At 61.2% G+C, this 16,963-nt stretch carries 14 protein-coding genes; 6 read left to right on the forward strand and 8 right to left on the reverse strand.

Features of this window, described 5'->3' with window-relative positions; translation table 11 throughout:
- Positions 1-144: 144 nt before the first annotated feature.
- From minE to minC, 3 genes are read right to left on the reverse strand one after another with little or no spacing between them, the layout of a single operon-like run.
- On the reverse strand, positions 145-417 hold the full coding sequence (gene minE / locus NKH23_RS11660) for a cell division topological specificity factor MinE (protein WP_023677151.1): 273 nt from the start codon (positions 415-417) through the stop codon (positions 145-147).
- Positions 414-1,229, reverse strand: coding sequence for a septum site-determining protein MinD (gene minD / locus NKH23_RS11665; RefSeq protein ID WP_254819515.1), 816 nt, complete (start codon positions 1,227-1,229; stop codon positions 414-416). The genes minE and minD overlap by 4 nt, the downstream gene beginning before the upstream one ends.
- Positions 1,230-1,248: 19 nt before the next feature.
- On the reverse strand, positions 1,249-1,968 hold the full coding sequence (gene minC, locus NKH23_RS11670) for a septum site-determining protein MinC (protein WP_353034678.1): 720 nt from the start codon (positions 1,966-1,968) through the stop codon (positions 1,249-1,251).
- A gap of 239 nt (positions 1,969-2,207) precedes the next feature.
- On the opposite strand from minC, the gene NKH23_RS11675 reads away from it, so the two are divergent.
- Positions 2,208-3,068 (forward strand): alpha/beta hydrolase, encoded by an 861-nt coding sequence (locus NKH23_RS11675; protein ID WP_352913771.1) that lies wholly within the window; start codon positions 2,208-2,210, stop codon positions 3,066-3,068.
- A 93-nt stretch (positions 3,069-3,161) separates the two neighbouring features.
- Here NKH23_RS11675 and NKH23_RS11680 read toward each other — a convergent pair whose 3' ends face one another.
- Both NKH23_RS11680 and NKH23_RS11685 read right to left on the reverse strand, forming a co-directional pair.
- Positions 3,162-4,268: a glycosyltransferase gene (locus tag NKH23_RS11680; protein WP_352913773.1), complete on the reverse strand. Its 1,107-nt coding sequence runs from the start codon at positions 4,266-4,268 to the stop codon at positions 3,162-3,164.
- A gap of 8 nt (positions 4,269-4,276) precedes the next feature.
- On the reverse strand, positions 4,277-5,827 hold the full coding sequence (locus NKH23_RS11685) for a GumC family protein (protein ID WP_353034680.1): 1,551 nt from the start codon (positions 5,825-5,827) through the stop codon (positions 4,277-4,279).
- Between the two features lie 243 nt (positions 5,828-6,070).
- Here NKH23_RS11685 and NKH23_RS11690 point away from each other — a divergent pair, with 243 nt between their 5' ends.
- Positions 6,071-7,300: a VpsF family polysaccharide biosynthesis protein gene (locus tag NKH23_RS11690; RefSeq protein ID WP_352913968.1), complete on the forward strand. Its 1,230-nt coding sequence runs from the start codon at positions 6,071-6,073 to the stop codon at positions 7,298-7,300.
- 29 nt (positions 7,301-7,329) lie between these two features.
- Here the strand turns inward: NKH23_RS11690 and NKH23_RS11695 are convergent, their stop codons facing one another.
- Positions 7,330-8,628 carry a glucosamine inositolphosphorylceramide transferase family protein gene (locus NKH23_RS11695; protein WP_502912341.1) on the reverse strand — a complete coding sequence of 433 codons (1,299 nt, stop codon included), beginning with the start codon at positions 8,626-8,628 and terminating at the stop codon, positions 7,330-7,332.
- A gap of 345 nt (positions 8,629-8,973) precedes the next feature.
- Between NKH23_RS11695 and wecB the strand changes: the two genes are divergently transcribed.
- From wecB to NKH23_RS11710, 3 genes are read left to right on the forward strand one after another with little or no spacing between them, the layout of a single operon-like run.
- Entirely contained in the window at positions 8,974-10,128 is a 1,155-nt protein-coding gene (gene wecB, locus NKH23_RS11700; protein WP_352467134.1) for a non-hydrolyzing UDP-N-acetylglucosamine 2-epimerase, read from the forward strand.
- A complete protein-coding gene (wecC, locus tag NKH23_RS11705; protein ID WP_292653783.1) occupies positions 10,121-11,452 on the forward strand; it encodes a UDP-N-acetyl-D-mannosamine dehydrogenase in 1,332 nt (443 codons plus the stop codon). The genes wecB and wecC overlap by 8 nt, the downstream gene beginning before the upstream one ends.
- Positions 11,449-12,252 carry a WecB/TagA/CpsF family glycosyltransferase gene (locus tag NKH23_RS11710; RefSeq protein ID WP_352913778.1) on the forward strand — a complete coding sequence of 268 codons (804 nt, stop codon included), beginning with the start codon at positions 11,449-11,451 and terminating at the stop codon, positions 12,250-12,252. The genes wecC and NKH23_RS11710 overlap by 4 nt, the downstream gene beginning before the upstream one ends.
- A 44-nt stretch (positions 12,253-12,296) precedes the next feature.
- Here the strand turns inward: NKH23_RS11710 and NKH23_RS11715 are convergent, their stop codons facing one another.
- Positions 12,297-13,736 carry a lipopolysaccharide biosynthesis protein gene (locus NKH23_RS11715; RefSeq protein ID WP_352913781.1) on the reverse strand — a complete coding sequence of 480 codons (1,440 nt, stop codon included), beginning with the start codon at positions 13,734-13,736 and terminating at the stop codon, positions 12,297-12,299.
- A 169-nt stretch (positions 13,737-13,905) separates the two neighbouring features.
- Between NKH23_RS11715 and NKH23_RS11720 the strand changes: the two genes are divergently transcribed.
- Complete coding sequence (locus tag NKH23_RS11720; protein ID WP_352913784.1) at positions 13,906-15,024, forward strand: glycosyltransferase family 4 protein; 1,119 nt, start codon at positions 13,906-13,908, stop codon at positions 15,022-15,024.
- Here the strand turns inward: NKH23_RS11720 and asnB are convergent.
- A complete protein-coding gene (asnB, locus tag NKH23_RS11725) occupies positions 14,998-16,923 on the reverse strand; it encodes an asparagine synthase (glutamine-hydrolyzing) (protein WP_352977295.1) in 1,926 nt (641 codons plus the stop codon). The two genes, NKH23_RS11720 and asnB, sit on opposite strands and share 27 nt — an antisense overlap.
- Positions 16,924-16,963 lie beyond the last annotated feature (40 nt).

Here is a 16,963-nt window from a genome sequence, read left to right on the forward strand (position 1 = left end):
GCTGGAAACGGCCGCGGGGTTTTGGTGAGGCAGTGGTTATTATCCTCGAGTTGCGCGACTTGGCGGTGGCGACCGGTCAAACACGCCAACCACCATGCCGCAACCTCGGCAGCAGCCGACGCAAGCCCTGACTGAAGGATTCCGCTAGAACGCCGCGGCCATGGGCATTGCGACCTTGTTGGGGATCTGGATGTCGATCTCCAATCTCGAAGTCGTTTCGCCGTGATCCATGCTCACCTGCAGGAAATCCTGATCGACCTGAACATGCCGGGCGATCACCGCCATGATCTCCTCGCGCAGCACGGAGACGAGATCGGGCTGGTTGCGGCTTCGACGCTCGTAAGCCAACAGCAGTTGCAAGCGCTCGCGCGCCACGGGCGCGCTGCCGCGGCGCTTGAAGATATCGAGCAGGTTCATGCTGCCCTCCTTCCCAACAGCCGGTCGAGGAGGCCCCTCCGCTCGAAAGGCAGAATGACCGGCAGGTCCTCGCCCTCGAGTCTTCTTGCCGCGTCGATATAGGCGCGTGCGGCGGGGTTGGTGTTTTCGCTGAGCGTAACCGGCGCGCCCACATTGGATGCGCGCAGCACGTCCTGGCTCTCGGGAATTATTCCCAGCAAGGGCGTCGACAGGATCTCGAGCACGTCATCGATGCTGAGCATCTCGCCGCGGGCGGCGCGCGCAGCATCGTAGCGCGTGACGAGCACGTGTTTGGCAATCGATTCACCTTGCTCGGCTTTCATCGTCCTGGAGTCGAGCAGGCCGATGATGCGATCGGAATCGCGGACCGAGCTCACTTCCGGATTGGTGACGATTACCGCCTCGTCGGCAAAGCGCATGGCAAGTTGCGCGCCCCGCTCTATGCCGGCGGGGCTGTCGCAGAAGACGTAGTCGAAAACCGAGCGCAGCTTGTCGATGACATCGGCGACGCCTTCCTCGGTGAGAGCGTCCTTGTCGCGCGTTTGCGAGGCCGGCAGCAAGAACAGCGTTTCGAGTCGCTTGTCACGGATCAGCGCCTGCGAGAGCTTGGCGGTTCCCTGAATGACGTTGACGATATCGAAAACAACGCGCCGCTCGGCGCCCATGATCAGATCGAGGTTGCGCAGGCCGACGTCGAAATCGACGAGGGCCACCCGCTTGCCGGTTTTCGCGACCGCGGCGCCGAGAGCGGCCGTCGAGGTCGTCTTGCCGACACCCCCTTTGCCGGATGTGACAACCACTACCTTGCCCATATTTGTGCCTCCAATGTTGTTAGTTGAGCGGTGCGACGCAAAGTGCGCCGTCCTCGAGAAAGGCCTGTACCGGCCTTCCTCGCGAGGAGGCGTCCATCTCCTCGGCGGTGCGGTACCAGCCGTCCACCGCCAGAAGTTCGGCTTCGTTTTTCCGGCAAAAGATGCGAGCCGCGGAATTTCCCGTGGCGCCGGCGAACGCACGTCCACGCAGCGTGCCGTAGACGTGAATCGATCCTCCGGCGATGATCTCGGATCCGGAACTGACGGAGCCGACAATGACCACATCGCCATCGGGATGAAAGATCGACTGGCCGGAGCGGATCGGTGCCTTGATCATCAATGAGTTCGGCGCCTGCGGCTCTTCCGTCTTGGCCTCAGTGGCGGCCTTCGGGTCCGGCTGCACGTAAAGCGCGTCAGCGATGGCCTCCTTGGCGCCAACGAGGAGCGGCGGCAGATCGGCGTCGAGAGCAACGTTGCCATCGGCCTCGATCGCGTAGATGCGAATCCCGCGCTCTGCGAGCTGGGAGACCAGATCCCGCATCTCGCCCACCTCGGGCTTGAGCATAGTCAGATCGAGCACGACCGGACGGCCGGCAAAGAAGCCGGGAGAGTTTTCGGTCCAGTGATCGAGGCTTTGCAGCCATTCCCCTAAAGGGGCCTCAGGGGTGAGGGTGAAGGCTACAAACGAGCGCGCTCGAAAGCGTATGGACTTGTTTTGGATGGGAGCGACGCAGGTCACAGAGGCGAGTCCTTACTGATTGGTTAAGGCTAGCCCGGCATGGTTAACGAAAAGTTAATGGCGGCTTCCCGAGGCGTTGGGGGAGGCATTCTTTTTGCCTCCGATCGCCCCGCCGGCGCCTTGCTTCCGATGCACGACGAGGTTCTCCTCGTGGCTGCCTGGAGGCGTCTCCAGTTCACTAGGTCGGCCGACCGGTATACGATTGCCATGAACGCCGAGCCTACTAAGGAGTCGTCGAATTGACTACCATTGCCAAGAAGTCGGTCGCGGATCGCGGTCGTGCTACCTATGATCTTGGCGGGACGGCCATCTTTGCTTCCAAATTAGACCCGCGCTTTCACTACTGCCTGTATGTGCCTCCCGCGGTTGGGGAAGGGGCCAAAGTCGATCTGATGGTCGCCATCCATGGCACCGGCCGCACCTCTTTTCTTGGATTCCGCGACGCGTTTTCCGAGTTCGGACGCTGGAACGGCTGCGCCGTTTTGTGTCCGCTGTTTCCAATCGGCGTTCTCGGGGATGATGCCCGCAGCGGGTACAAATATATGCTCGAGGGCAACATACGCTACGATCAGGTGCTGCTCGCCATGGTTGAGGAGGTCAGCGCCAAATACAGTCAGGATTGGAGCCGCTTTGCCATGTTCGGATTTTCCGGCGGCGGGCATTTCACGCATCGTTTTGCTATCCTGCATCCCGACAGGCTCTGGGCGGCCTCAATCGGCGCGCCAGGCTCGGTGACCTTGCTCGATCCGACGCGTGACTGGTGGGTGGGCATTCGTGATCTGCCGGAGAAGTTCGGCATCACCTTCGATGCCACAGCGCTGGCAAAAGTGCCTTTCCAGATGATCGTCGGCGACGCCGACCTGGAGACTTGGGAAATCACTCATGTCCAAGGCAGCGCCCATTGGATGCCGGGTGCTAACGATGCGGGGCGAACACGGCCGGAACGCCTCATGGCATTGTGTCGATCGTTCGAGGCAGCGGGTGCGCGCGTGCGCTTCGATTTGCTGCCAGGCGTATCTCATGAACGGGACGCGGTTCTCGATTCGGTCAAGGATTTCCTCGCCCAACAACTCAAGGAACGACGGAACGCCTCACGATGAATCGTTGCGCCCCAGCCCGTGAAGAGATTACGGCAATCAAAGCCCGACCACGTCGATCGCATCCAACCGCGACCCTGCTGCCGCGCGCGACAACTAGAGCAAGGTTTCGTACTGATCGCCAATCTTGTCGACTGTGAAATCCGCCGCCCTGCTTTTCAGCACGGCAGCAGGGGTGGGGTGGTCCAGCATCTCGGCCATCGCCTCCGTCAGGGCTGCGGCGTCACCGACCGGCACCAAGGTGCCGAAACGGCCGTCACCGAGTATCTCGCGCGGGCCATGCGGAGCATCGGTGGAGATTACGGGGACACTAGCAGCCATGGCCTCGACCAAGACGTTGCCAAAGCCTTCGCTGGTGGATGTAAGGACGAACAGATCGGCTGCGGCATAACAGGCTGCGGGATCGTTGACGTAGCCGGCAAAGAGTACGTCCTGGCCAATGCCGATCTGCTCGGCATAGGCGTGCAATTCGGCAGCCAGCGGACCTTCGCCGAAGATGACAAGCCGGGCAGGGCGGCCGGCGCGCAGGGCAGCGAAGGCCCGCAGCAAAGTCCGGTGGTCCTTGACCGGCACCAGGCGCCCGGCGGTGGCAATGACCGGGCCATCGCCCATCGCCGCCAACGCTGCCTGCCAGGCATAGGAAGTCCCCTGCGGTGCTTCAGCCGGCGGCAGCGGGTTGTTGATGACGACGACCTTGGATTCGGGGAAGCCGCGCGCGATGATGTCACGGCCGACACCCGCCGAAACGGCGATGGCTTTGGTTGCACGCGCTGCAACCAGCGCGTAAAGCCAGATCGCCAGCCTCGCGCCGAGGCCGCTGGCAGGCAGCGAGGCGGCGGCGTGGAAGCTTGGAAAGAATTTTGCCCGGCTTCTGGCCAACATGAGTGACAGCGCGATCACCAGATTGGCGAATTCCGGGGCGCTATAGACCGCATCAGGATCAAGGCGGCGGAACAAATTTGCGCTTCGCACGATGCCTTTCAGCGTCGCTGACTTGGCGTAACCCTCGCCGCGCAAGAGAAGGCCGAAGTCGACCAGATGGACGGCAGCGGAGCGCAGCGCGGCGTTAGGGCCTTCCGCGTTCCAGGTAAAAAGCGTGACCTCGTGGCCACGCGACGCCAGTTCATTTGCCATCAGGACGAAGACACGCTCGGCGCCGCCGCCCCTCAGGCTGGCAATGTGAAAAACGATGCGCTTCACCATGCCTTGCTTCAGGCTCGGCTGGCGGCAAGGCCTGATCGGTTCGGCGGCCGGCGCATGTCGCGGATGATGCCCATGCCGATGGCCAGTAGCATGCCCAGGGCAAAGCCTCCGAACGCTCCGGCGCCTGCCACCAGGGCAGGGCGCGGTGGCCATGAGCGCCCTGGCGGCGGCACCGCGGTCGAAATCACCTGTACGTTTGTGGTGTCGATCTGCTCGCGCTCGCTGATTTGGCGCGCACGTGACAGGAAGCTCTCATAGACGGCTCTCTTCGAGGCGGCATCGCGTTCAAGTTCACGCAGGGCGACTTCGGACTCGCTGTCGGTGAAAACGTTGCTCTTCAGATCGTTCATCCTGGCGTTGAGAGAGGCCAGCGAGGCCCTGGCCTTGTCCAGGCTGGCCTTTGCCGTGCCGACGGTGCGAGAGAACTCGGCCCGGAGTTGCGAGTTGACGGTCTCGAGCTCCGTCCTGAGCCTGACAATCGTCGGATGACGCGGGCCGAAGGTCATCGACTGTGAATCGATCTGCTGCCGCAGGCTGTTGGATCTGTCGCGCAGCGCCGCGAGCGCTTCCGAAACCGTGGGGTCGGGATTGGCTCCATTGATGCCGGAGGCAACCAGGGCGTCGTAGCTTGCCTGTGCGGCGATCACGCGCGATTGCGCATCGACGATTTCGCCATTGAGCTGTGTCAGCGTCTGCGAACTGACGAGCTGGCCATTACTGGACGACAGATCGTGGCTGCGCTTGTAGCTCTCGACCTTCTCTTCGGCAGTCTGCACGTCGCTCTTGAGTTGGCCAAGCCGGCTGTCAAGGGCAGCCGCGGCACGGCTGGCGCCGGCAGCTTCGGCCTTGGCCAGTTCTTCCTGGAAGTCTTTGACTATGGCCTGCGAGATCAGGATCGCCTTAGCGGTGGTTTCCGCAGATACCGAGAGGGTTGTGACAAACGAGGTCGGGTCCGCGATGGCGTCTACCCGGTCCGCCAGGTTCTTCAAGGCGATAAGCCTCGGGTCGGGCTTCGCCACAGCGCCCGACGAGGATGTGCCCCGGTCCGGATCGAAAAATTCCGGATCGTGAGTCAGATTCAGTTCGTCCACCACACGGGAAAGCACGTTGCCCGAGGTCAGGATGCGCTGCTTGCTGCGCGTGCTGAGCAGCTGGCTATCGACCTGGCCCGGTTGTGAGTAGAGGTCGTTCTCTACAACCTGCAAATTGGATGGGTTGATGAGGACCTCCGTCGTGACGGTGTAACGCTGCTTGCTCAGCAATGCATAGGCGCCGCCGACAATGCCGCCGATTACCGCCAGCATGAACGCCAGGGCGAGGCCGGCCCGTAGCCAGACGAACAGGCGTCGAAAATCGAGCTCGAGGAAATCGCCGATCTTGTCCAGGGTCACCGTTGCGACAGGCTCTGGAGGTTGCGGCGCCACCGGCGCGGAGCTTAGCGCCGCGACTGGGCCATGCTGTTGCAGCAATGCCCTGCGCCGTGCACTGGCGATACGCTCGAATGCACTGTTGTTGGAGGCCGTCGCGGAGATAGGGGGTGTGCCGGAACCGGCAGACATGGTGACAACCCTTGTTAAATCATTACGCTTGGCCTGCTCTACAGAAACATCGTTAACATCTTATTTTCCAAGTTGGCCCATTTTACTGTTCATACACCCGGTCCGTCCGGCGGACGTTGAAGGGATTTCGTTGCCCAGAATGCCGTTCGAATATCGCCATTTGGATGGGCCATGAGCTATCCCGCTGCCGCTTCGGAACGATTATCGTCCAGCCGAGCGCGCCGTCAGAACGCGCTTTCGCTGCTGTTTTTCCTATGCGCGGCGTTCGCGCTCCTGCTTCGCTTTACGGTGTCGCCGCAGGTGATGAACATGGTCGTCGACTATACGGCCCAGGGAGGCTCGTTCTACGAAAAGCTGCATTTCGGCACCTATGCGATCATCCTGCTGCTTCCTATCGTTCTTTTCAGCCGGCCGTTTCTGCTGCACGGCGACGAAATTGGAATATTCAAGGCGTTGATCCGCTATTCGGTGCTGATGTTCGTGCTGGTGCCCTATCTGTTCGTTACCGGCCGTGCGGGCTCCTCCGGCTTCATCATCGATACCTATCTGGTAGCCGGCGCCACAGGCCTGTTGATGCTGGCATTGAATGCAGAGGTGCGGCGGGCGTTGGGAGACGTCGTGCTTGGAATGGCGATCCTGAGCGCTGTCATCGGCACCATCGAGGCGGTGACTCAACATCGGTTGTTGCCCTATGGCTTGAACGAACTGCAATTCAGGCCAACTGGCCTGTCGGCCCATCCGCTGGCACTGGGCGCGCTCTGCGCCACAACCATCGGATTCGTGCCGCTGACGCACTGGCGCATCTGGGTGCGGGTCATGGCGATCTTCCTGTTGTTCATCGGTTGCGCTGCGTCAGGCGCTCGCGCTGCGCTGATGCTCGCCACGGCGGAAATCGTCATTCTGCTGCTGTTCGTGCCCTGGCCGGGCCTATCGCTCAAATACGAGCGGCAGGCCAAATCTGTCGTACTGATGTTCACCGTCACGGGTGGCGCGGTGCTCGTGGCAGTACTGTTTGCGGGTGGTCTGCTGAATCGGTTCAGCAACACCATCTTCGACGAAAACTTCATGGCCCGGGTGACGATTTACCAGGTATTCGGACTGGTCAGCTGGAACGACATCCTGTTCGGCATGAACGTTGACGACCTGCTGGCGATCGTCCGGCAGAAGCTGCATCTGCCCTACATCGAAAGCGCGCCGGTGGTAATTATCTTGCTCTTCGGCCTGCCCATAGCCCTGCTGTTTACAGCGCTGATCTTCTGGTTCGTCTTCCGGCTGCTGCGCGGGGCGCCGCTGCCGGCATGGATCGGCACTTTAACGTTCTTGCTTGCCGCGCTGTCAAATAACGCGCTTTCGTCAAAAACGCCGGATATGACGATCATCGTGGTGTTGCTGCTTGCCTACAGGAACCAGCCCTACAGAAACCAGCCGGAGAGCATGTCTTCGCTCGCTGCATTCCAACCTGAAGCCGGCTGAGATCCGTTAAGCACGGGCCTCAAATCCGGTCAGCTGGCGCTGTCCACGACCTCGACACGTCCCGCGCGGTTGAGCGTGTGAATGCCCGCCCGAGCCCATGCCGTCCCGGGATCGATTGGGTGGGGCAGTTCGAAACGGACGTCGAAATCATCAAGCCGATCCAGTCGCATCAAGCCCAGGCCGCCGCCATAGGCTCTCGAGCCGTTTTGCACCGGCAGCAGCAGCGAGCCGTCCTGGCGGATAAAGGCGCCGCCGGGCCGAGTGGCCGAGTGATCGACGGCGACCGGATTGAGCGCGTGCGCAGCCCAGGGCCCACGCAGCGCCGGAGCGGAATAGACGGCCATCGTGTCGGATGCGCTGCCGTGACCGAACCGCTCAGTCCCCAACAGCCAGAAGCGGCCGTCGGATTCGAGCAGCGTGGCGTCGTTGAAATCCCTGTCCGTCATCAGCACCGTATCGCGTACCCAGCGATCCGGAAACTGCACGGCACGGTAGAGCACCAGTTCTCGCGCCGTAGCGCTTTCAGGGATCATGAAAATCTCGCCGGAGTGAGCGAACACCTGCGGATATGACAGGTGATGCGCTTCCTCCAGCACCATTTTCGGCACGCCGAAAGTGCCGTCGGTGCCAAGTTCGGCGACAGAAATCACGCCGCGGCCGATGGCGTAGGGGAACTCCTCGACAAAAAGAAAGTGGCGGCCGTCGCGCTCGAGAACGAACGGATCGGCGTAGAATCGCTGCCCGTCATCGGCAAGCACGGTGAACGGCTTGCCATCCAGCTGTCCGGTTTCGGCGACGCCTGGACCGTCGATCAGCCGGTAAGCAACCTGCCAATAGAAGGGACGCCGACCACGTCGCAGTTTTTGCGCGGCGCGGTCGAGCAATCCCCTGCCGAAAAAGGGCAGATAATGCCTGATAAATCCGCCTTTCTGCAGGGGCGGCGCCGGGCTCTCGGCAATCGGCGCAAGTTTGCCCGTGGAGAAGCGGGCGACACATTGGGCAATCAGGGAGATGGCGCCGGCGAGCAGGTCGTTGCTGCCGCGGGACAGCCACAACCGGTCGCTGATCATCGGCCGTGCCCTGGCGACGGCAACGCCGTCGAGGCGCGCGGTGAGTTCAGGCAACCGCCTGCTCGCCAGCATCTCGGTCATGCCCGCGGCAAAGCTGCTGTGGCCGCAAAATTCGAGCGTCAGGACAGGCGTACCCCGTCGTGCGGCGGTAGCGGTGAGATCGACTATAAGATCGACTGGGCTGGTATCGCCGGACGGCAACGGCCCGGAACGGCTTGCCAGTGAGGGGCCGAAGCGCCGGCCCTCGAGCGCCAGCACATTATCCATCCCGCGCGAATTGGGTTCAGGCGTCGGCGCGCGCCTACTCGAAACCGCATGTCCAGCCGCACTCAACCGCGCCAGAAGCTCATTTTCCCAGCGCCGGGATGCGTTGGCGTGGCCGATGATTAAAATATTAGTCAATCCAATATATTCTTTTTCAAGACTATTACCATAGACTACTTGTCAGCCCAACCTTTCATAAGAGTTAATCCGGGAGAACGCAGCCTTGGTTGTTAATCATATATTAAGAATTGAGATCACGAAGGCGCTGTCCGGCGCTATTATGGCTCTTGCGGGCAATAGTCGGCATGTCCCGAGGGCTGCAGGCGACCAGGATCAGCGATGAACGTCCTTTCACGTCCAAAACTGCCGTCCAGGCAGAAACTGCTGATCGTGTTCGGCACGAGGCCGGAGGCACTCAAATGCTTTCCAGTGGCGCGTGCCGCCCTTGCTCATCCAGGCTTCATCACCGAAATATGCATTACCGCCCAGCATCGTGAAATGGTCGACCAGGTTGTCGAGCTGACCGGCCTGCCTGTGCATCACGATCTCAACATCATGCAACCCGGCCAGTCGCTGTTCGACGTGACCTCGCGCGTGCTCCTGGGCATGGCCGAGGTGCTGGACAAGGCGAAGCCCGATATCGTCATGGTACAGGGCGACACCACCACGGCGATGGCCGCGGCTCTGGCTGCCTTCTACAAGCGTATCCCGGTCGCTCATGTCGAAGCAGGATTGCGCAGCCACAACATCAACTCGCCGTTTCCTGAAGAACTGAACCGCAAGATTGCCGGCAACATCGCCACCTGGCATTTTGCGCCGACCGTTCAGGCGCGCGACAATCTCATCGCCGAAGGAAAGGCCGAAAGCACCATCTTCGTGACCGGCAACACGGTGATCGACACGCTGTTGCATTTTTCAAGCGCGATCGATGCCGACAGGCTGATGAACGCGAAGCTCGCTGCCCGCTTCCCCTTCCTCGACCCTTCCAAGAAAATGATCCTCGTCACCGGCCATCGCCGCGAGAATTTCGATGGCGGCATCCAGCGCATCTGTACGGCGTTGACGGGATTGGCGGCGCGCGGAGACGTGCAGATCGTCTACCCTGTCCATCCAAACCCCAATGTGAGCTCGGTGGTCAACGCAGAGCTGGAAGGCGTGCCGAACATCCATCTGGTCGAGCCGCAGGATTATCTGCCGTTTCTGTACCTGCAGAAGCAGAGCTATCTGGTGCTTACCGATAGCGGCGGCGTGCAGGAAGAAGCGCCTTCGCTCGGCAAGCCGGTGCTGGTGATGCGCGAAAATACCGAGCGACCCGAGGGGATCGTGGCCGGCACCGCCCGTCTTGTCGGGACCGATGTCGAGAAAATCCTGTTCAACGCCAATCGCCTGCTCGACGATCAGGCTGCCTATCGCGGCATGGCGGAACGACACAACCCATATGGCGATGGCCGGGCCAGTAACCGGATTGTTGAGGAACTGCTGCATCATGGCTGAAATCAAAACCGTTTCTGTAATCGGTATGGGCTATATCGGCCTGCCGACCTGCGCCATTTTCGCCAGCCGCGGGCTCAACGTCATTGGCGTCGATGTCAACGGAGCGGTGGTCGAGAAGGTCAACCGCGGCGAAATCCACATCGTCGAGCCGGACCTTGACGGCCTGATCCAGAAGGTCGTGGCTAACGGCAAGCTCATGGCCTACAGCACGCCGCAGCCGGCGGACGCCTATATCATCGCCGTGCCGACCCCGATGACCCACGACCATAAGCCGGACGTGACCTACGTGCTCGCGGCGGCACGAAGCATCGCCCCAGTGCTGAAGCGGGGAGACCTTGTGGTGTTGGAATCGACATCGCCGGTCGGAACCACGCGTATCATGACCGGGCTGCTTGCCGAGCTGCGGCCCGATCTCAAATTTCCGGTCCAGCATGGCGAAGACGCCGATGTGCTGGTTGCCTATTCGCCCGAGCGCGTGCTGCCGGGAAAGGTGCTGACCGAGCTGATCAACAACGATCGCTCGATCGGCGGATTGTCCCGCAAATCGTCGGAGCGGACCGCGGCACTCTATTCGACCTTCGTCACCGGCGACCTGTTCATGACAACGGCCGAAAGTGCTGAGTTGGTGAAACTGACCGAGAACGCGTTCCGCGACGTCAACATCGCCTTTGCCAACGAGCTTGCCGCAGTGTGTCAGGACCTGTCGCTCAATGTATGGGAAGTGATCGATCTCGCCAATCGACACCCTCGCGTGAACATCCTCCAGCCGAGCCCGGGCGTTGGCGGTCACTGCATTGCGGTCGATCCATATTTTATCATCGACGCCGCACCCAACAGCACGCGGCTGATGGCTTCGGCACGCCGGATCAATTCCGAGCGGCCCATGTCGGTGGTCAGGGATATCGAGGCCTTGCTCGACCCCTCCCGCAAACAGACGATCGCCTGTCTTGGCCTCAGCTTCAAAGCCAACATCGACGATTTGCGTGAGAGCCCGGCCGTCGAGGTGGTGAAACTCCTGTCCGATATCCCCAATGTGAAGATCATTGCGGCTGAACCCAACACAAATTCGCTGCCGCATGAGCTCGAGGGCAGGGGCATCGTGTTCACCGACGCGCTTTCGGCCATCGACAAATCCGACATCGTCGTCCTCCTGGTCGACCATCGACAATTCAATCTGGTCGACCCCGAAGCGCTCAAGGACAAGAAGCTCGTCGATACGAGGGGGCTGTGGACCTGGCGCAAGGCACGCAAGCCGGACGCCCGCATCGAAGGCAAGAAACCAGAGGTCGCACAAGTGACGCTTGCAAGGGAGCAGGCCGCATGAACGCGCACGCCCCGGCATGGGCGCAGCATTCCCTGTTGGCGTCACGGCGCCGGGAGTTCCTTGGCGCACCTATCCATGCGCTGACCATGGCAGAGACGCTGGCCATCGCCGACGAGGCGATGACCCTGCGGCGGCCGCTGCATCATGTGGTCGTGAACGTCGCCAAGCTGGTGACCATGCGCCAGAATGCCGAACTGCGCGAGGACGTGGCAGGGGCGGACGTGGTCAACGTCGACGGCATCGGCGTGCTTTGGGGCGCACGTCTGTGCGGCGTCGCGCTGCCCGAGCGGGTGGCGGGCGTCGACATCATGATCAATCTGCTGAGCCTCTGCGCGAAGCGTGGGTTCAGGCCGTATCTGCTGGGGGCCGAACAGCACGTTCTCGACGCGGTTGCAGCGAGACTTGCCAAAGACCATCCGAGCCTCAGCATAGCGGGAATGCGCAACGGTTATTTCAAGCCGGAGGACGAGGCCGGGATCGTCGCGGCGATCAACGCCTCGGACGCCGACTGCCTGCTGGTGGCCATGCCGACACCGCGCAAGGAACGCTTTCTCAAACGCTACCGCGATGAACTCGCCTCAAGCTTCGTGATGGGCGTGGGCGGCAGTTTCGACGTCTATGGCGGCAAGGTTGCCCGTGCGCCGAAGCTGATACAAGCGGCGGGCCTGGAGTGGCTGTTCCGCGTGGTCCAGGAGCCGCAACGCTTGTGGCGCCGCTACTACGACACCAACACTGCCTACGCCGGGCTGCTGTGCCGGGAGTTCTGGGAGCGTCGCTGGCGCCGAAACGCCGGTTTATAGGTTCGCGTTTTCCCAACAATAGAGGCGTTGGCCTGGACTTCGCTTTACGCGATCCGTAGCCGCGCCCGCAGCTGGGCGACGAATTGCGTCGCTTCCACAGGGTGGAACAACGAGGTCAGCCCGAAGAAAACCGCAGCGCCGGCGGTGCCGCCAGCGACAAGCGAGAAGATCGCAGGCACGTCGCCGGCCACCATGCTGGCAAGCTTGGCGGCCACCCCCGTGCTGAGCGAGATGATCACCGAAACACCGATGTCGCGCCACGGCACCGGCACCGGCGTGAGCCGCTCGCTGATGATAATGCAGGTTATGGAGCCCACCACCGAGCCGCCCGCTAGCGCCAAAGCGGCGCCGATCTCGGCCATCGGGGGGATCAACAGCAGGGACAATGTGATTGTTGCCACCGAGCCGAAGAGATTGGCGATGATCAGCAGCCACGGCCGCTTGTGCGCGTGCACCACGACGCCATAAACGAAGCTGGTGAGGTTGGCACACAGCACGCTAAAGGCAATGATCGGAAACAGCAGGCCGAAGCGGCCGTGATATTGCGAGGGCAGCATGAGCTCGGTGATATCGCTGCTGAGCGCGACCAGCATCGCTGCAATCGGCAGGCAAAGCCGCATCATCAGCGCCATCAGTTGCGACAGCAGCCGGCCCGACGCCGCGGGCCCATCCTCGTCGAACCGGCTGACCACCTCGGGAAAGGCGCCCATGTTGATGGCGTTGGCGACCATGTCGATCGGCTGGCGGGCCAGGGCATAGGCTGCGGCGAAGATCGCTACAGCGCTGGCATCGTAATAGATCTTGAGGAACAGACGCTCCGCGCTGTTGAGCCCGAAGCCCACCAGCGCCATGATGACCAGCGGCACACCGAGCGCAAAGAAGTCCCTGTGGGTGAAGCGCGGCGGACCGGCAACGACCCGTCGGTATGCCATGATCCCCGCCACGATGCCGGCAATCAAGGCGCCGAGGCTCGAGCCGAGCGAAACCGTCAGAAAGCTATCCTGGAAGACAAGAATGGCGCCGATCGGCAGCGCGAGTTGCAGCAGGGCACGCAGGGCTTCTAGGATCGAATAGACCGAATGGCGCTGCTGCATCTGCAGCACCGTCAACGCGAAGCGGCTGATGGATCCGGCGACCAGATAGCCGCAGACCGCGATCGCGAACTCGACCCAGCGTTCCGGCACGACCACTGCCGACGCGCCTACCGATATGACCAGCGCCAGGGTCGTGGTCGCAAGCAACACCTGCCCTGCCAGCATCAGGCTGCCGCGGCTGACCTCGCCCTTGCCGCCCAGCCTGAGCAAGGCGATGCGCAGCCAGTTGGTCACGGCAATGTCGGTCATTTCACCGACGGTCACCACTAGGGTGAGCAGGCCATACTCGGTCTGGTCGATCAAACGCGTCACTACGACCAGCAGGAGCAGCGCCGAAATTCGCGTCAGCAGGATCGCCGGAGCATAAATGAGGGTGGAACGGAGCAGCAAGGGCGTGTCCCTGGAAAACTCACCTCCGACTAGCCGCCGACTGGCGGAAAATCCAGCGCGATGACGGCGAAGGGTGAACAGATTCAGTTTGAACTAAAAGATTTGCCGTAAACCTTATCGGGAACGTTTGCTTTGCAGTTACCCGGTCTGTGTTATTTAGAGTACCATCATGTTGCAGCGCCTCATATCCGATCGAAAAATACATGTCCTGGTCGCGACGCCGTCGGGCGTTTCGGGGCAGGGCGGCATCGACCGCATCATGGGGGCGCTGAAACAAGAGTTCGAACGGCAAGAAATTGCGGACATCGATGTGTGCTTCCTTGCCAGCCGTGGCCCGGGCCATGTCGGACTTTCGGTCTTCTATATGCTCGGCTTTTGCTTACGGATGCTTAAAGCGCGTCTGGCTGGACGCGCCGATGTCATTCATATCAACATCTCAGTTTCCGGTAGCACCTACCGCAAGATGGTGATCGCCGCCTGCGCACGGCTGCTGTCGATACCCTATGTCCTGCATTTGCACGGGGCGCAGTATCAGACATTCTGGAAAGCCGACCGTGGTTTCATAAGCCGCCGTATCAAAGCTCTGTTCGAGCATGCCGATCGGGTGATCGTTTTGGGCAGGCTTTGGCGCGATTTCGTCGCCGACCGGGCGCCGGGCGCTGCCGGCAATATCGTGATCGTGCCCAATGCGACCGAAGTCCCGTTGCTGGCGCATGTCGGCGGCGGCGACCATGTGCATATCCTGTTCCTCGGTCGCATCGGCGACCGCAAGGGCGTACCGCAATTGCTGGAGGCGCTGCACCGCATGAGCCCTGTCAAGAATTGGCGCGCGACGATTGCCGGCGATGGCGAAGTCGAGGCGGCACGGACAAAGTCAGCCGCGCTGGGGATTGCAGACCGGATCGCCTTTCCGGGCTGGGTGGGACCTGACGATGTCGCATCGCTGATCTCTTCGGCCGATATTCTGGTTCTTCCCTCGTTCGCCGAAAATCTGCCGATGTCGGTTATCGAAGGCATGGCAGCCGGTTTGGCGGTGGTGGCGACCCCGGTTGGCGCGGTCGAAGACATAATCACCGACGGGCAATCCGGGCTGCTGGTGCCGCCAGGCGATATTACAGCGTTGACCGACGCGTTGAGCCGCCTCGTGGAGAACCCAGCACTAAGGGCAAGGCTTGGTGCCGGTGCCATGGCCGTGCATCGGGAACGGCTTGAGCTCGCCCCATTTGTCGGCGCAATCTGCGATGTCTGGCGGTCGGCCGCGTCAAGCCGTCAACCGGTCAAGCGCTGAGGCCGACGATCGCGGCGGCGCTTCGAGCCTGAATTCGCGGTGGAATATCTCCAAATTCAACAGCGCCCATATCAGTTTTTCGTGGTCGGCGGCACGCGTGGTGTGTTCCGAGACGATTTGATCGAGCTGTTTCGGACTCAGATAGCTGCGAATAACGGAGTGAGGCGAGCAAAGATGGTCATGCACGTAGTTCCTCATCGATCCGCGAAACCATTCGGCGACCGGTACCTTGAACCCGACCTTGCGGCGGCTGAGAATTTCCTCGGGAAGGATATTGGCCATGATGTCGCGCAGGATCTGCTTGCTGTGCAACCAACCCAGCCTGTAGCGATCGGGCAATTTGCTGACGAACGAAACCAGATCGCGATCGAGGAACGGCATTCTTCCTTCGATTGAACCGGCCATCATCATGTGGTCGCCTCGTTCCAGGAGATTGTCGGGCAGCCACGATGTCTGATCGAAAAACAGCACGCGGCGAAGATGGGAGGCCGCAGCGCTTGACGAGAACGGAAAGTCGTTGCGCTCATAACGGCGATTTACGGACTCACCGATCAGGCAAGCGCGCTGCCGCGCCGAAACGGCTCCAAACCAGGAGACCATCCGAGCGGCAAAGTCCCTTTCGCCCGCGGTGCGGGCAAACGTATCGACCTTGGCCGACGCGCCCGGCATGGCGCGTACCAAAGGGGAAAGGACGTTATCGTGCAGCGAGGCTGGAACAAGCGACTGGTAGATACCGGCCAGTGATTCCGCGCGATGCTTGGGGTAGCCGCCGAGAATCTCGTCGGCTCCTTCTCCGGTGAGCACCATCTTGACGTCCTGGGAGGCTCGCTCCGACATCAGGTAAATTGGAATATCGCTGCTTTGCGAAACAGGTGCCCCGCGTTGGCGAACCATCGCTGGCAGGTGATCCATCAGATCGCCTGGCTGGATGACAAGTTCGCAATGATCGGTCCTGAAATGATCGGCAACGCGCCGGGCGAATGCAAGTTCGCTATAGGCTGCGTCGTCGAACCCGACAGAAAACGTGCGAATGGGCGTGGCGCTATGCCTGGCCATCAGCGCGACGATAGCCGAGGAGTCGAGTCCTCCGGAGAGAAAGGCCCCAAAAGGTGCATCGCTGCGCATCCTGATCTCGACGGAATGGTCGAGCAGTTCCAGAAATCGCCGCTTGGCGGCTTTTCCGTCGATCCGCTCGGTCAGGGTCGCCTGGTCCGGAGGCGTATAGTAGCGCGTTTCCTTGACTACCCCTTGCGACCAGACAGCATAGCTGCCGGGATTGAGCTTGCGGATCTGTTTAAAAAGCGTGCGTGGTCCCGGCACATAACGCCAGTTCAGATACTCGTGCACGGCATCCAGATCGAGTTGCTGCGCATCTTGCTGCGACGACAATAATGCGTTGATCTCCGAGGCAAACAGCAGCAATTTTTCGCTTTGCATGAGGTAAAGCGGCTTTTCCCCGAAGGGATCCCGGCCGAGGATCAATTCCTGCCTCTGAGCATCCCAGAGGGCAAAGGCGAACATGCCGCTCAGCCGGTCGAACATGGACAAGTGCCACTGATCGTAGGCTCGGAGCAGCACCTCGGTGTCGGAGCGCGTTCGAAAATGATGGCCAAGGCCGATCAGTTCCTGGCGCAGCTCGATGTAGTTATATATCTCACCGTTGAAAATTATTTTGAGACGGCCGTTCTCAATCTGCATCGGCTGATTCGACTCGGGCGCCAAGTCAATGATCGCCAGGCGGCGATGGACCAATGCCAATTGTTCCTCGCCGGTGTTCAGGTCCAATATCTCGGTGCCTTCGGCATCGGGACCGCGATGCCGCAATGCATTTGACATTCTGGCGGCCCGCTCTTGTGGATTTTCGGCCCTTCGACCGATCCATCCGGCAATTCCACACATTGTCCCCCCTAGGCGCGCGCATTCCTCACTTCAGTACAAC

The organism is Mesorhizobium sp. M1328 (genome assembly GCF_040318075.1).
GTDB lineage: Bacteria > Pseudomonadota > Alphaproteobacteria > Rhizobiales > Rhizobiaceae > Mesorhizobium.

Excerpts from the sequence above, each read along its gene's own strand:
- minE (WP_023677151.1), bottom strand. The coding sequence starts at position 417 with ATGAACCTGCTCGATATCTTCAAGCGCCGCGGCAGCGCGCCCGTGGCG.
- minD (WP_254819515.1), bottom strand. The coding sequence starts at position 1,229 with ATGGGCAAGGTAGTGGTTGTCACATCCGGCAAAGGGGGTGTCGGCAAG.
- NKH23_RS11680 (WP_352913773.1), bottom strand. The coding sequence starts at position 4,268 with ATGGTGAAGCGCATCGTTTTTCACATTGCCAGCCTGAGGGGCGGCGGC.
- NKH23_RS11685 (WP_353034680.1), bottom strand. The coding sequence starts at position 5,827 with ATGTCTGCCGGTTCCGGCACACCCCCTATCTCCGCGACGGCCTCCAAC.
- wecB (WP_352467134.1), top strand. The coding sequence starts at position 8,974 with ATGAACGTCCTTTCACGTCCAAAACTGCCGTCCAGGCAGAAACTGCTG.
- wecC (WP_292653783.1), top strand. The coding sequence starts at position 10,121 with ATGGCTGAAATCAAAACCGTTTCTGTAATCGGTATGGGCTATATCGGC.
- NKH23_RS11710 (WP_352913778.1), top strand. The coding sequence starts at position 11,449 with ATGAACGCGCACGCCCCGGCATGGGCGCAGCATTCCCTGTTGGCGTCA.
- NKH23_RS11720 (WP_352913784.1), top strand. The coding sequence starts at position 13,906 with ATGTTGCAGCGCCTCATATCCGATCGAAAAATACATGTCCTGGTCGCG.
- asnB (WP_352977295.1), bottom strand. The coding sequence starts at position 16,923 with ATGTGTGGAATTGCCGGATGGATCGGTCGAAGGGCCGAAAATCCACAA.